Genomic DNA, 13,428 nt, shown 5'->3' on the forward strand with positions numbered 1-13,428 from the left:
GTAGCCTCTGCACGGCCGATCACTCTGCGGCCATACCGAAAGTTCTTCACGGAGAGTGAAATCAAGGAGGCGTGGGTTGGCGCTGTCGGCGGTGCGGGACCTGCGCGAGTTCCGGGCTCTGGCGATCGATGACGAGATCGCCGATTTCGAGCTCGATGTGCTGTCGACGAGCGTGAGCAACCGCCCCAGTAGTGCCCGCCCGCGAAACGGCGTGGATCGCAGTCGAACTCACCGCGAATCCGCGCCCGACGACGCGAACCAACGTGAGTTAGCGGTGAAATGCCTTCAGTTCGGCTGAACCCACGGGGGACTGAGGGGTAAGAATCGTGTCACCTGGCACATGGGCGTGTCTCCCGGTCTTCGGCCCCTGTGCGGGCTACAGCATCTCGGCGTACACGCGGCCGTCGAGCACCCCGAATTCGATCCGACGCGGGAACTCCGACGGGTATCCGGCCTCGAGGTTGTGCAGGTTGCCTCCGATGACGCCCGTGGCCCACTCCCGCAACTCCTCGGGCAGCTGAAACATCCAGCCGTCGGTGGCGCGCAGGTACGGGATGTCGGCACCGAGGGGATCGTGACGGCCGAGAGCGGCCACATCGAGGATCATCCCCTTCTCCCGCGCTGACGCGATCGTGGGCGGCTGCAGCAGCATCATGCCGGAACCGTAGCGCCACCCGCACCCTCCACGGGCGAGGCGCGACGAGGACGCCCGATTTGCCCGGCCGGCAAGCCCGGAACCTACTGAAACCGCTGGTCGCCCAACGCAATGAAAGGTTCGGAGCAATGGGCATCGCCGGTCTGATGTGGAAGGTGCTGTGGGTGCGACAGGGAGAGCCGGCCCCTCGGCGAAGTCGAGGACGACCCGCGAGGCCACGAGCACCGAGAACGACGCGGCCCCGAGCACGCGGAACTGCACAACTGCCCAGACGAGGGCCATTGCGAGCAGCATCCACCGGGTCTTTATGGCCAGCTCCCGGACGCACGATATTCGGCCAATAGCGGACGTTCTGCGCCGCAACATGTTCTGGCCGCCGACCGTGCTGCGTCGGCCGATTCGGTCAGCGCGCTATGCGGCAGATGCGTGTACTTCGGTCTGCTGTAGTCGGTCCGGGTAATGAGCCGTGCCGCAACCTCGGCCCGGTGCGGCCTATACCTGCCGAGAACAGCTGGAAACCGCTAGGTGAGGCTCTGGAGCGAGCAAGTGCTCGCTGTTGTCCTCCGGCCGATATCTGCCTCCGAAGGTAGGGCGAACCGTATGTCGTGCGTGCTCATTGGACGCTTCCCGAGCGTGGGGCGTCGGTGGCGGTGTTGGCTTTCACGAAGTCGCGAAAGGCCTTGACGTCGGATTCGGTCAGGGCTGCGCCGTGACCGAATCCGACGGTGTCGGGCGCCCCGCGGACAGTCCGGCGGCATTCGACGGGATCGACCGACTGTTCCTCGCCGGCGCCGCGCCGGACACCGTCGACGACGCGGTCCGCCAAGCCGTCGCAGGCGGCGTCGGGCACATCGTCGTCTTGTCCTCGCACGGACCGGAATTCGAGATCAACCTGCCGCCCGAGCAGTGGTACTGGCTGACCATCGAACGGACCGTCGAGGCATCCGGAACCAGATGGCACCACCTGCGCCCGTCCGCCATCCTCGCCAGCATGCTGCCCGAGGGCTGCCCGTATCCCGGCGTCTCCTGGGCAGAAATCATCCGCAACGACGGGGTTCTCCGCCAGCCCTACACGACCGCCGCCATCCCACACCTCGACGAGGACGACCTCGCAGCCCTCGCCGCAACGGTGCTCACCGACCACGAACACCCGGACGGCGTCATCGACGTCGCCGGCCCCGCCGTCAGCACCCTCGACCGTGTCCGGACAATCACCGAAATCCTGGACACGCCAATACGATTCGAACAACTCGAACCCGACCAGGCTCGTCAACTGTGGCGCGGTCAGGGCTGACCCGAAACCACCATCGACATCACCCTCTGGGCCCAAGCCCAACATCACCACCAACCCCGCACCGCCAACCCCACCTTCGACAAGATCCTCGGCCGGCCACCGCGAACCTTCGACCAATGGCTCACCAACCACATCCAAGCCTTCCGAACACCCACCTCCCCACACCCCTAACCGGCGCGGCGGGTTCGTACAGCTTCTACGTCACCTTTGGGGGCGCGTACGCGCGGGTCATCAGAACAGCAGGGCGATCACCCCGGACGAATCCCTTCGGAATGCACGATATTCGCCATTACCGTGCACTGACGACATCTGGTCGGCGGGCTCAGATGCCCCTTGCCCGTTGATCTTCCACGCACCCGCGCTGGCCGGTTCGGTCAGCGCGGCATGCGGCGCGTGAGTGCGTTGGTGGGCGATCTCCGCCGCGCGGAAACGATCAGCGACACACGGTGTGGGCTGTCTGGAACCCTAGTGCGTCTGGTTCGCGGCTGCCGATTCCTGGAAGTCGAGGAGTGCTTCTCCATGCGTCTGCGCCCACTCCGTCAGCATCGCTATCGGCTCCTGGAGCGTCCGGCCGAGCGGGGTCAGGCTGTATTCCACCCGCGGGGGCGCTTCGGCGTACCGCCGTCGATCGATGAGGCCGTGGCTCTGCAAGCGGCGCAGGGTCTGGGTCAGCACCTTCCGCGAGATACCGCCCGACAAAGCGACAAGTTCACTGTGCCGCTTGGGGCCATCCCCGAGCGCGTACAGGGTGACTACGGACCACTTGTTCGCGACGATCTCGATCGCTGTGCGCGCGGGACAGTCGGACATGAACATGATTCCGGCAGGGGGACTCACGGTCCGAAGGTTACCAAAAGGTACCTATCGGATTCCTAGCGTAGCCGTCATGCACATCGCAGCCCTGATCTTGTCTGTCCTGCTCGCTTTGGCCATGCTCCAGTCCGGAGTGATGAAGTTCTTGCGCCCCGCGTGGATACGCCAATTCGCCGAAGCGGTCCACCTCACCACCTCCCAGCTCACCGCGCTCGGGAGCCTGCAGATCGCCGCGACGGTCGGTCTCCTCTGGGGAATCTGGTTCCCGCCCTTCGCGATCGCCGCCGCGATCGGGCTGGCGCTCTACTTCACCGGCGCGATCATCGCCCACCTCCGCAGCGGCGACCGGAACATGCTGGGAGCCGTGGTCTTCCTCGCGCTCTCGATCGCGACGTCAGTCGTGCTCGTTCTCAATGTCGCCTGAACTCCAGGAGCCCAACCTCGCAGTCTCGGTTGTCCGCCTTCAAATCGCGCGCGATGTCCGAACACCTGGAATCGGCTGGTTGCAGACGTTCCGCGGGCCTCGGATCGGCACGGCCAGTTGAACTTCCGATGCGCGCTGACCGGACAGGCCAGCGCGGTATGCGGCTTCTTAGAAAATGATGGGTAGGACCGGGTCCCGGCCAGGACTCGGTCCAGGTGCCCGGCGGGATGCTCTCCTATGCGGCTGCCCGCCAGCAGGATCGGTGTGGCTCACTCATGGCTTGCCGTCCCGCCGGGACACCGTGCGGGAGTGGCTGAAAAGGGGCTTGCCCTGGCTCGAAGAAGCGGTGCCCTCCCCGTGCACGCACACCAAAAGATTCGAGTCGGGAAGGCCCGCGATGACAGTCATCATCGGCATGGATCCGCACAAACGCTCGGCCACCATCGAAATCATCGCCCCCTCCGGACAGATCCTCACCGCCGGCAGATACAGCACCGACCGCTGCGAGTTCACCGAAATGCTCACCACGGCACGACGATTTGCCGATCGCGTGTGGGCGGTCGAAGGATGCAACGGCATCGGCCGCCACCTGACGCACCGCCTGGTCAGTGCCGGGGCCAGATTCCACGTAACTTTTAAGATGCTCGAGCGGCAGATGTTCGGCCGACGAAACCGGACCTGCTGTGCAAGCGAATCCTGTTGAGCGACTGAGTAAAACGACAGAGCGATCACGAAATATGGGCCAGATCCAGGATTCGCGAGTTGTCTGTCGGAGCCAGAAACGAGTACCGGTCATCCACCACCACGCCTACGCCGGCGTGCCGGGTTGGACACGGCCGCGATGGCGCCCCTGCGAAATCCACATAGGTTTGCCCGACCATGACGTCACCGGCCCGCATGCACTCAGCTGCGCGCTCGCATCGCTGCTGGTCAAGCCATTGCCGTTGATGGTCGCGCGAGTCCGGGAACCCCGGTTTGCGCTGTCGCCGGATTCCGTCGCGATGGTCCTCGGCCCCGCGGACGTGGGGTGGTTCTCGGCAGGATTCGAGTAGTTCGCTACTCGGGGCATCGTTGTGGATGGGGAGGACAGTTGGGTGATCTCGCCGAGATCCCTGGCGGGGGTGGCGATTCTCGGGGAGAACGTGACCGCTGTTCTGCGGCCGTGTCCGGATCGGCTCGGCAGCTTCTGCGGGAGTGGCTGGGCCGCACATGTCGAATCGAGGAAACCCATCATGAACGCCAGCTACATCGCGTCCTGCCCGAAGCGGCCGTCGCGAACGATGTCGGCGGCGATCGCGGCGATCACCATCCTCGGCCTTGGGGCTGCCGGGATTGTCGCCGCGCCGATCGCGACAGCTCGAACGAATCTTCCCGCCCCTACGGCACCGCCGACCGGAGGCGATCCGCACTGGGAGTCACTGGCCCAGAAGTGCTACAAAGGTTCGATGCGAGCCTGCGATAGCCTCGCCGATCAGACCGAGGTCGCGAACGCGCCGGTCTACCACGATTACGGCTTCTCCTGCGGCGGCCGCGTCAGCTACAACCCAACCGGGCAGGTGTACAACTACTGCATCGACCAGTTTCCCGACCATCCGTGACTGAGTGATCGGGCTTTACCCCGGCAGTCCATCGCGGTGTCGCGGCTGTGAGAAGAACGGCCGAGTCCGCAGGATCCGGCGGTAAGCCGCTACCGCCGGATCCTGCGGAAAGCCGCTACCGCAGGTAGTTTGCGGAGTCGCCGCGCCTCGGCAGGCCTTTTCCGGCTCAGTACCTGAGCTACCGCACATAGTCGGTACCTGTCTTCGCGCAGCGGCGCACGGCGGCGAGGTTGTCCTTCACCTACCGCCATTCGGAATGAGAAGGGTGTGCACGCCGCTGTCCGGGTAGCGGATATCTCCGCATTCGGCGTACAGCACTGTGTTGACCGAGGTCGTCCTGGTCCCGCCCAAGAGATCGCCGACGACCTGACCTCGCGTGATCGTCCCTGTCGCCTGCTGGCTGGGGTAGTACTCATTTGGGGCTATGCCGAAGCTGGCAGAGACACCGAATTCGGACTTCCCCTGTTCCTCGCCGAGATCGCTGATATCGCAGCGGCACGCCTCACTGATCCGCAACCCCAGCAGTCCCAGCATGGCGACCAGCGCGAAGTCCGGCGGATTGTCGGAGTCGCGGGCCGCGCACAACAATGCCGCGAACTGCAGATGTGAAAGCCCCAGCGTCGGTGACTCGTTCGACACTCGTGGCCGGCGCACATACTCCGCCGGAGACCTGTCGAGGACGCCGTCGATGACGCAGGTGCGGTAGAAGCCTGCGACGACGGCCAGGCGGCGGGCGACGGTGGCGGGTTTGAAGCGGCGGACTTCCTGCATCCACCGCATGTACCGCTCCACCTCGGTCCGCGCCACGGCCAGCGGGGTCAGCTGGTGGTCGATGCACCAGTAGAAGTACAGGCGCAGATCGGATTTGGTGTGGATTCGTGAGACCGCGGAGAACCGACCGGGATCGAAGTGCTCGATGGCCGCGATCTGTCCATTCCATCTGCTTGAACCGGCACACAGCCGGACGAGCTGAGCCGTGCACTCGGCCGGATAGATCAGCCCGGTATGCGGCATGACAGTGCGTTGGTGCCGTCAAACGCTTGCAACAGCAGTGATCTTACGCGGGCTGACAGTGATCAGCCTCCGCTCCCGGTCCGGAACCCACCCGACCGCACCCGGCGCAATCGACGCGTCGATGTATTTGGCTCGGATACGTTGGGTCCAAATCGCGTTCGAATCGTCGGAAACCTTCGCATCTCCGATCACCCGAACCTGCTTGTTCGGCCGCTCACCGTCGGCTCGCAACGCACCCTCCACGTCAATCACCAGCCCGACTCTGGGATTTCGCATGATCCGCCCCAGATGTGGCCGACCCGTATAACTGGTCAGGTGGAACGCTCCATCGCTCCACAGAAACCAGATCGGGGTGACATGGGGATAGCCCTCCGAGTCGATCGTCGCCAGGTGCGCAACGACATCCAGGCTCAGCAGTTCCCCGACCTCGGGGTCTTCCAGACTGCGCATGATGTCTGAACGCTACCCGTCGTGTCATCGGCAGTAGCGTGCGTTCGGCCGGCGCCGGATACCCTCGGCCCGTTGGCCTTCCGAGGCGCCGCGCTGGCCAGTTCGGTCAGCGCGGTATGCGGCAATGTAGGGCGTTCGACCGGCGGTCCGGTTTCCTGGCGTACGTAGGTCCGGAGTCGGTCTTCGGTTGAGATAGCGCAGTCTGTCGTTGAGGATGGCGTGATGTGGGGTGTGCGGTTCGTGCGGCGTGTGGATGGGTTGATCTACGAGTTCGTCCGTGATGGGGACGCGCAGGGTTTTCCGTCCTACAAGCGGGTCGACCTCGATATCTGGTGTCGGCGAATTCCCGATTACGGGTGGGTGGTGTGTAATGCGGCCGCCGCAGTGTCGAGTCGCCCGTTCGAGGATGCCGGGCAGGGCGAGCTTCCGCCTGAGGGTGTGTGGGTGAGCTTCAAGGGTGACCGCTCGTATGTGTATGACTTGGTGCACATCGAAATCCCGGCAGTGGTAGGTACCGAGCCGCTGTAGGCCAGTGATCGTACGACGTTCTGCCCCCTGCGCTTTCGAGGAGTCGCGCGTCGGCCGGTTCGGTCAGCGCGGTATGCGGCATGTTAGGTCGCCCTTCCCACCGATGTGACGTCAATCTGAACTGCGGGCGCGACAGCATGGTGAGAAGATCCTTCACACGATGACGTACATCAGGGCAGTTGCAGTTCGGTATGAAGACGATCATTTCCCGGGGTGGGTCGAGGCTGAGTTCCAGCAGGCGGACGGAAGCACCGCCAGTTTCGTCGCGAAGGTGCCCGAATTCCAGGAGCATGACCAATTGACTCGCGACGCCGTATATCCGATCCCCTTGGAAATCACGTGCGATCTTGTGAGCGTCGACCGAGACCGTCAGGTCGCCACGATCGACCTCTGTATAGGTATCGGCCTATGCGAGGTGGCGCTCGACCAGCTCGGTAGCCTGCCCGACGTCTGAAGTCATACCTAGCGTGTACTGACGACGTTCAGTCGGCAGACTGAGATGACTCCTGCCAGTTGATCTTCCACGCTTCCCGCGCTGGCCGCTTCGGTCAGCGCGGTATGCGGCAGATTAGTGCGTTGGTGGGTGAGCAGCGGCGGTGAATCGGTGGCGCGATTCCAGGACTGCTGTTGAGGATGTTCTGATGGCGAGTGTGTTTGAGGGTCATGCTGTTTCACGCGAGGATCGAGTAGAGGTCTGTACAGGGCTTTCGTTGTCATAGCGTTCCACGTGCTACGCGGTTGGTGTATTTGGGATTTCGATTCGCTGTTGCGACTTGTCGTCGAGCCAGTAGGCGTTGCCGTCCTCGACGACGAGCAGTTCTTCGAACTTCGCGCCGAAGGTTCCGATGCGCAGATGTGGTTCCATGGCCCAGATCCCGGTCTTCGGACCGGTGTGGAACGGGCCTAGTTCCTCGGGCAAGACCAGGCGGCTGACGATCTTGAGGAGAAAGCCCGGGGCGTGCCAGCTCAGCATGTAACCGAAAGGGCGTTCGGGCAGGAAGTAGGGGAACGCGGAGGCGAGTCGGCCGTGTCGGTAGACGCGGTGGCCGAGGACATGTCCCACGTAGCCGTTGACCGCGTTCTGATAGCCCGCGGCGCTCATCTGCTCGGTCACCCAGTCGAATACGCCGGCCGCTTGCTGAGGGTCGGCGAAATGCCCGGGCAGCTGTGCGCGCAGATCGGACAGGAAGTCCTGTGCCTTACGCAGTTCCGGGTTCTCGCCGACGCTGACGGTGTAGGCGATGTCGCCGGTGAAGCCGTCCACGATCGGTGAGCAATCCAGGATCGCGACATCGGCGTCACCCAGCGTAAGACCCTCGCCTTTGGCGGGTGCCCATTCGGCGTCGGGGGCCAGCGTGCGGGCGGCGAACGCGACGATCGGCTTGTGCAGCCAGGTCTTCACGCCGTGACCGCGCAGCCACGTTGTCATCCATGCCTGGGTCTGCCCCTCGGTCCATCCCGGGCGCATTTCCGCGGCGGTGGCTTGCGCACAGTCGAACGCCAGCGCCTGGGCGCGCCGGAACCCCTCGATATCGGCCGGGGACAGCTGGGTCGCCGATGCGGTGCGGCGGCGTGACAGCCAGCGGATGAACCTTCCGGCGGAATCTGGTGTCGGCGGATTGGTCAATGCGGCCACGAATGCTCTCCTGCCCCCGGAAACTGCTTCAGCACAACAGCTTAGGCACTGATCGACGGCCGAGGTCGAACACGAGGGAATCAACCGGCGGGAGTTCGCGCTGGTCGGGGTGGGCCCGCCAGAACGCACACAAAATGACCAGATCATCACCGTAGGATCGCTTACCGATCGCACGGAACTCGGCGATAGCGGACGTTCTGCACCGCACCAGATTCCGGCCGCCAGCGCCCCGCACTGGCCGGTTCGGTCAGCGCGGTATGCGGCAAATGAGTGTGTTTCGTAGTGCCGGGGTAGCCATGACGATCATGGCGGACTGGGAGATTCGACCGGCCACGTCGGCGTACATCGAGCCGGTGGCAGACCTGCGGGCGGTGGTGCTGCAGGCATATCTCCACACCCGAATGTCCGCACAATTATAGGTTGTGCGACACGGACATTCGGTTGTTTGCGCCACCCGCCCGCAGTGGACTTCGATCCCCTCTCATGGCATTCGGCACGGCAGGGTTCCGACGGGGTGTGCAGCGACGATCGCTGGGCAGGGAGTTCCAGTGGCTCTGGGCCGCCTACGCAGCCAGCGCGTATGGATCCGGATTCGGGCTCGGGGCTTTTTCCATCATCGCGGTCCTGGCATTGCACGCGGGCCCGACGGCGATCTCCGCGCTGTCGGCGGCGGGGCTGACCGTAGGCGCGGTGCTGGCAGTACCGCTGGGCCCCTGGGTGGAGGCGCGCCGCAAGCGCCCGGTGATGATCGCAATGGATCTGGGCCGGTTCGCGGCAATGCTGAGCATCCCGGCCGCCTACGTCCTGGGAACCCTGACCTATGTCCAGGTGCTGGTGGTGACGGTGCTGGTCGCCGCCGCCAAGATCGCGTTCAACGCCGCCAGCGGCGCCTACCTGAAATCGCTTGTGCCTGTGCAGGATCTACTCGTCGCCACCGGACGATTCGAGGCGACCACCTGGACCTCGGTCATCGTCGGTCCCCCGGTGGGCGGCGCGGCGATCGGAATCTTCGGCCCGGTCGTCACCATCGCGGGCGACGCGATCAGTTATCTGCTGTCCGCGCTGGGTATTTCGGCGATCGGCCCGGGCGAGCCTCTTCCCCCTTCCACTCCCGGGTCCCGGATCCGCGCGACGGATCTGCTCGACGGCTGGCGGCACATCCTGTCCCATCCGTCGCTGCGCCCACTGCTGTTCAACACGAATCTGTGCAACGGGTTCATCATGGGCACCGAACCGCTGATCGCCCTGCTCATGCTCCGCCAGCTCGGCTTCGCGCCCTGGCAGTTCAGCCTGGCCTTCGCCGCGCCGTGCGTCGGTGGGCTGATCGGCGCCCGCAGCGCGGCCCCGCTGGCGGAGCGGTTCGGCCGGCACCGGGTCATGCTGGCCTCCGGTGCGCTGCGCTCGTGCTGGATTCTCGGCTGGGCCTTCGTCCAACCCGGCATGCCCGGCCTGACGCTCGCGATCGCCGTGCAGTTCGGCCTGGTCACCTCCTGCGGCATCATGAACCCCATCTACGCCGCCTACCGGCTCGAACAAACTCCCAGGGAGCTGGCGGCCCGTACCCTGTCGTCCTGGTCGGTGACCAGCAACCTGTCCATCGCCGCCCTGACGATGCTGCTCGGCCTGCTCGCCTCCGTCGCCGGCGTGCGCACCGCGATAGCGACCGCCGGAACCGCCATGCTGCTCACGCCACTGCTCCTGATCCCCATGCGCGCCATACCGGCACCAAGCCTGGAGTCCGAACCCGAACCCGCGCCCAGCCGCGACTGACGTTCACCCACCCCACCTGATGCGGATTCGGCCCTGCCCTGGCGAACGGTCACCAGGCTTCGCGAGCGGCCCTGACCGATCCGCCCGCGAACACGCTCAAGTCGGAATCCACACCGGCAGCAGCCTTTCGCGATGATGCTCCTGCATGTCGCAGTGCCGCACGCACTGCATTCGGCAATAGCGGACGTTCCGCCGGCCTCGGATCGGCACGGCCAGTTGATCTTCCGATGCCCCGCGCTGGCCGGTTCGGTCAGCGCGGTATGCGGCAATAGCGGACGTCTACTATCCGTTGTTCTCGTCGATGGAGGCGATGACCTGCTCCGCAGTGGCCTTCGCATCTGCAGCCAAGGCGTCGCCATGACCGACCTGTCGGGCGAGGTCTTGATCCCGGTCGAGAACCTGCTCACCCCGACCTGTTGCGGCGGATGTGCTGGGACGGCCTGCCGAAGACCGCGACCAATGGGGACGCCCCGGCCCCCATCGAGGACTACCTGGCCGCGGGCAGCGCCCAACTCTGGCAGCGGGCACTGGTCGGCGCGCGCTTGACCGCCGCGCTGTACTCCGCGGCGGACTGACCCCCGTTTCGGTGCCCCTGCAAGTCGGGGGTCACCCATTCTTGTGAAGCGAGACAATTTCACTGCGAGTGAAGGCAGGATTCCGCTCGACCAGAAATCTGGACGAAGCAAGGAGTCACCAATGCCCGCCACAAACCGCGACATCGCCTGGGCCGCAACCCTTGTCGGCGTCGCCGGAACCCTCACCACACTGTTCCCGGCCCTCGCCACCGCTGGCATCCACGGCATCGAGGTGCTGGACTGTTCGAACCGAACCTGCACGTCACCCGCGTCTTACATTGTCGGACAAAGCTATTCGTTCATCGCGCCCTCCAATGACAGCGCCATCAGACCCGTCAGCAGCTTCTACGACAACGGCGCCTGCATCGGAAGCGACGTTAATTCCGTCACCTGGGTTCCACTCACCGCGGGAACCCACACCCTGTCCACCACCGGCGATCACACGGATTCGTTGACGGTGGTCGTGGTCGCCGCACCCCCCGGATCACCGACGGCGCAGCAGCCCCAGCAGGGCGGCTGCGGTGGCGGCGGCAGCATCGGATCCGGCAGTTCGAACCTGCTGCCCGGCAGCTAGCACTCCGCCCCGGCAACTCTGACATCCGAGTTCATCGCAGGGGGCGAGATCCTCTCATGCCCACCACCCGGCTCCTGCGCCATACTCGGGTATGAGCGGATGCCCTGGGCGGCAGCCGGTCTGGACTGCGCTGGTCGGTTCGGTCAGCGCGGGGTCGGCCCGTGTCAGCCTGCTGGCGATGGAGGCCGTGCAGTGTGGTTGGCGCAGCCTTGGCTCACCGGCTCCGCTCCCCGAATCAGGGGCTACAAGAGCGCCCCGCTGTCGGCCCCTCCTGCCAGGCCGTCGGGGTTGTCGGGCCGGACCCAATCCGATCCCCGCCGGTATTCGCGCAGGTACTCCGTGTGCCAGCGTGGCCAATCCATATAAGTCGTGCCCGCACCCCGCCGGTAGCGCCGGTACTGGCCGCCGGCTGTGCGCAGTGACCGGCGGGATTCGCGAGCGGCCCGCCGGGCACCTGCGAGCGCAGACCGCATCTGCCCCATGGTCAGTTCCACTGGCGGATCGGCGTAGATGCCGGACTTCCTGAACATAGGTGATTCCTTCGCGACGAATCCTCGTGGCGGGAGGGACCGCTGTCGTTGAGTCCCCACCCACCACCAATATCATTGTGCGCGACTCGTACGGGGCTGCGGTGCCCCGACTTCGGTGGGCCGCTCACGACGGCCGTACCGCTCGCTACGCAGCGGCGGAACCCTCACGGAAGTATCGCTGTTGCGAGACACATTGGGAGAGTGTGGGGTTCGATCGGAGATCGTTTATGCGACGCCGCGACGATCCGAACGGAAGATCAGTCTGGTCAAGCGCGCGGTGTCAAGCTGTTGCACGGCCGGCGATCTCCTGGTCGTGCAGTTGCGTGAGCTGATGGTCGAATTTGACGCGAATCCCCGCGACGGCATCGGCGCCCTGTACTACCGACTCCTCATCAGCGGCGACCCGATCAACCCCGCCTACGCAGACCGGATCATCGACACTCTCGCTCCCGCTCTCGAAGCCAAAGCGTGACGACTACGGCCTCCACCATGCGGCTGGAACGCCAGTTCGGGTTCACGACCAAGCACAAGCCCGCCAACATTGCAGGCGCGCCGCGATGCACTGAACTCGGCAATAGCGGACGTTCTGCACCGCACCAGGTTCCGGCCGTCGGCGCGCTGCGCTGGCCGGTTCGGTCAGCGCAGTCAGCGGCAAGATAGTGCGTTCTGGCAGCGAGATCACTCTGAGCCCGGGTACTCCAAGTCAGGATGGCCCCACCAGATTTTCACCTCCGCGGCGGGTGCGACACTGGCGACACATCGGCGCAACGAGCCCTCGAAGCTCGAGTACCACTGGCCCCAACTACTGATGTACAGCGAACCCTCACTCCTGCATTCGACCGACCAATGCTGGTTCTGCTCCACTGTGTTCAGCATGACGTCCCGATCCATACCTTCATGGGTGAGCACCTCCGCACCGCTTCGTAAACGGATTGAGCCTGGTCGTCACCGGTAAGGCCGCGCACGTCGAACTGCATCTCCACATTGCTCGTCACCGAAGGGACGCTAGCGCTGGTCGCTGACACCCGCACTCGAACGATCATCCTTCAAGCTCGCTCATCGGCAGTAGCGGACGTTCTGCACCGCAACAGGTTCCGGCCGTTGGCGGCCGGTTCGGTCAGCACGGTATGCGGCATTGCAGCGCACTCTAGCTCACTAAAGCTAGCGGATGAAGGCGCTGGACGATCCGGTCGGCTCCATTCCAGTCACGCGTGAACGCCTCGGATGTCAAACCCGACCGCGAGAAGGGTATCTGCGCTCGGCTGCACGGGCTTGATCGAATCATCGAGGCGCGGCGCCACGGCGCTTTTCCCTTTGCGGGGGAGCCAACCGACGAACCAGAACAACGCGACGCATGCGATACCCGCTTGCGCGAGATACTTGGTCGAACTGTCCGGGTGACCGAAGTTGATGATTAAGCAGATCACACGCTGGGTCTGTCCAGATAACGGCTCTGTCCCTTTTTCGGTGGTGACTGTGCGCCGTTGACGGCACGATGTACCGGTGGGTGAGGTGAATGTGCCTGCCGCCGTGGTCTTTTCAGGGTTGTGGCCGTTGGTGGTCGAGG

The 13,428-nt window shown here is 64.7% G+C and carries 19 protein-coding genes; 12 read left to right on the plus strand and 7 right to left on the minus strand.

Features of this window, described 5'->3' with window-relative positions:
* Positions 1 to 76 precede the first annotated feature (76 nt).
* Positions 77 to 298 (plus strand): hypothetical protein, encoded by a 222-nt coding sequence (locus ACIRRA_RS36720; protein WP_402777945.1) that lies wholly within the window; start codon positions 77 to 79, stop codon positions 296 to 298.
* A 78-nt stretch (positions 299 to 376) separates the two neighbouring features.
* Here the strand turns inward: ACIRRA_RS36720 and ACIRRA_RS36725 are convergent, their stop codons facing one another.
* A complete protein-coding gene (locus tag ACIRRA_RS36725) occupies positions 377 to 655 on the minus strand; it encodes a hypothetical protein (protein WP_402777947.1) in 279 nt (92 codons plus the stop codon).
* Positions 656 to 1,364: 709 nt separating this feature from the next.
* Between ACIRRA_RS36725 and ACIRRA_RS36730 the strand changes: the two genes are divergently transcribed.
* Positions 1,365 to 1,949, plus strand: a complete 585-nt coding sequence (locus ACIRRA_RS36730) for a hypothetical protein (RefSeq protein ID WP_402777949.1) — start codon at positions 1,365 to 1,367, stop codon at positions 1,947 to 1,949.
* Between the two features lie 465 nt (positions 1,950 to 2,414).
* Here the strand turns inward: ACIRRA_RS36730 and ACIRRA_RS36735 are convergent, their stop codons facing one another.
* Positions 2,415 to 2,786: a winged helix-turn-helix transcriptional regulator gene (locus ACIRRA_RS36735; RefSeq protein WP_402777951.1), complete on the minus strand. Its 372-nt coding sequence runs from the start codon at positions 2,784 to 2,786 to the stop codon at positions 2,415 to 2,417.
* A gap of 49 nt (positions 2,787 to 2,835) precedes the next feature.
* On the opposite strand from ACIRRA_RS36735, the gene ACIRRA_RS36740 reads away from it, so the two are divergent.
* The 3 genes from ACIRRA_RS36740 (at position 2,836) to ACIRRA_RS36750 (ending at position 4,784) form a co-directional block, all read left to right on the plus strand.
* Positions 2,836 to 3,186 carry a DoxX family protein gene (locus ACIRRA_RS36740; RefSeq protein WP_402777953.1) on the plus strand — a complete coding sequence of 117 codons (351 nt, stop codon included), beginning with the start codon at positions 2,836 to 2,838 and terminating at the stop codon, positions 3,184 to 3,186.
* A 397-nt stretch (positions 3,187 to 3,583) separates the two neighbouring features.
* The gene (locus ACIRRA_RS36745; protein ID WP_402777956.1) at positions 3,584 to 3,889 is read left to right on the plus strand and encodes a hypothetical protein; all 306 of its coding nucleotides are present in this window, start codon (positions 3,584 to 3,586) and stop codon (positions 3,887 to 3,889) included.
* Positions 3,890 to 4,418: 529 nt separating this feature from the next.
* On the plus strand, positions 4,419 to 4,784 hold the full coding sequence (locus ACIRRA_RS36750) for a hypothetical protein (RefSeq protein ID WP_402777958.1): 366 nt from the start codon (positions 4,419 to 4,421) through the stop codon (positions 4,782 to 4,784).
* Between the two features lie 237 nt (positions 4,785 to 5,021).
* On the opposite strand, the gene ACIRRA_RS36755 is transcribed toward ACIRRA_RS36750, so the two are convergent.
* Both ACIRRA_RS36755 and ACIRRA_RS36760 read right to left on the minus strand, forming a co-directional pair.
* Positions 5,022 to 5,798, minus strand: coding sequence for a tyrosine-type recombinase/integrase (locus ACIRRA_RS36755; protein WP_402777961.1), 777 nt, complete (start codon positions 5,796 to 5,798; stop codon positions 5,022 to 5,024).
* An 18-nt stretch (positions 5,799 to 5,816) separates the two neighbouring features.
* Complete coding sequence (locus ACIRRA_RS36760) at positions 5,817 to 6,248, minus strand: pyridoxamine 5'-phosphate oxidase family protein (protein WP_402777964.1); 432 nt, start codon at positions 6,246 to 6,248, stop codon at positions 5,817 to 5,819.
* A gap of 222 nt (positions 6,249 to 6,470) precedes the next feature.
* On the opposite strand from ACIRRA_RS36760, the gene ACIRRA_RS36765 reads away from it, so the two are divergent.
* Together ACIRRA_RS36765 and ACIRRA_RS36770 are read left to right on the plus strand one after the other, a co-directional pair.
* A complete protein-coding gene (locus ACIRRA_RS36765) occupies positions 6,471 to 6,776 on the plus strand; it encodes a hypothetical protein (protein ID WP_402777967.1) in 306 nt (101 codons plus the stop codon).
* Between the two features lie 160 nt (positions 6,777 to 6,936).
* Complete coding sequence (locus tag ACIRRA_RS36770; protein ID WP_402777970.1) at positions 6,937 to 7,230, plus strand: hypothetical protein; 294 nt, start codon at positions 6,937 to 6,939, stop codon at positions 7,228 to 7,230.
* Between the two features lie 276 nt (positions 7,231 to 7,506).
* On the opposite strand, the gene ACIRRA_RS36775 is transcribed toward ACIRRA_RS36770, so the two are convergent.
* On the minus strand, positions 7,507 to 8,412 hold the full coding sequence (locus ACIRRA_RS36775) for a M24 family metallopeptidase (RefSeq protein ID WP_402777973.1): 906 nt from the start codon (positions 8,410 to 8,412) through the stop codon (positions 7,507 to 7,509).
* Positions 8,413 to 8,678: 266 nt separating this feature from the next.
* On the opposite strand from ACIRRA_RS36775, the gene ACIRRA_RS36780 reads away from it, so the two are divergent.
* From ACIRRA_RS36780 to ACIRRA_RS36795, 4 genes are all read left to right on the plus strand, one after another.
* The gene (locus ACIRRA_RS36780) at positions 8,679 to 8,831 is read left to right on the plus strand and encodes a hypothetical protein (RefSeq protein ID WP_402777976.1); all 153 of its coding nucleotides are present in this window, start codon (positions 8,679 to 8,681) and stop codon (positions 8,829 to 8,831) included.
* Between the two features lie 97 nt (positions 8,832 to 8,928).
* Positions 8,929 to 10,182 carry an MFS transporter gene (locus ACIRRA_RS36785; RefSeq protein ID WP_402777979.1) on the plus strand — a complete coding sequence of 418 codons (1,254 nt, stop codon included), beginning with the start codon at positions 8,929 to 8,931 and terminating at the stop codon, positions 10,180 to 10,182.
* A gap of 413 nt (positions 10,183 to 10,595) precedes the next feature.
* A complete protein-coding gene (locus ACIRRA_RS36790) occupies positions 10,596 to 10,757 on the plus strand; it encodes a hypothetical protein (protein ID WP_402778004.1) in 162 nt (53 codons plus the stop codon).
* A gap of 121 nt (positions 10,758 to 10,878) precedes the next feature.
* Positions 10,879 to 11,331, plus strand: coding sequence for a hypothetical protein (locus tag ACIRRA_RS36795; RefSeq protein WP_402777982.1), 453 nt, complete (start codon positions 10,879 to 10,881; stop codon positions 11,329 to 11,331).
* Between the two features lie 242 nt (positions 11,332 to 11,573).
* On the opposite strand, the gene ACIRRA_RS36800 is transcribed toward ACIRRA_RS36795, so the two are convergent.
* Entirely contained in the window at positions 11,574 to 11,861 is a 288-nt protein-coding gene (locus ACIRRA_RS36800; protein WP_402777985.1) for a hypothetical protein, read from the minus strand.
* A 331-nt stretch (positions 11,862 to 12,192) separates the two neighbouring features.
* Between ACIRRA_RS36800 and ACIRRA_RS36805 the strand changes: the two genes are divergently transcribed.
* Positions 12,193 to 12,333: a hypothetical protein gene (locus tag ACIRRA_RS36805; RefSeq protein WP_402777988.1), complete on the plus strand. Its 141-nt coding sequence runs from the start codon at positions 12,193 to 12,195 to the stop codon at positions 12,331 to 12,333.
* Between the two features lie 733 nt (positions 12,334 to 13,066).
* On the opposite strand, the gene ACIRRA_RS36810 is transcribed toward ACIRRA_RS36805, so the two are convergent.
* Positions 13,067 to 13,428 (minus strand): hypothetical protein (locus ACIRRA_RS36810; protein WP_402777990.1); only part of this gene is annotated, 362 nt, incomplete at its 5' end.

The sequence above is a fragment of the Nocardia sp. NPDC101769 genome, assembly GCF_044766925.1.
Classification (GTDB): domain Bacteria; phylum Actinomycetota; class Actinomycetes; order Mycobacteriales; family Mycobacteriaceae; genus Nocardia.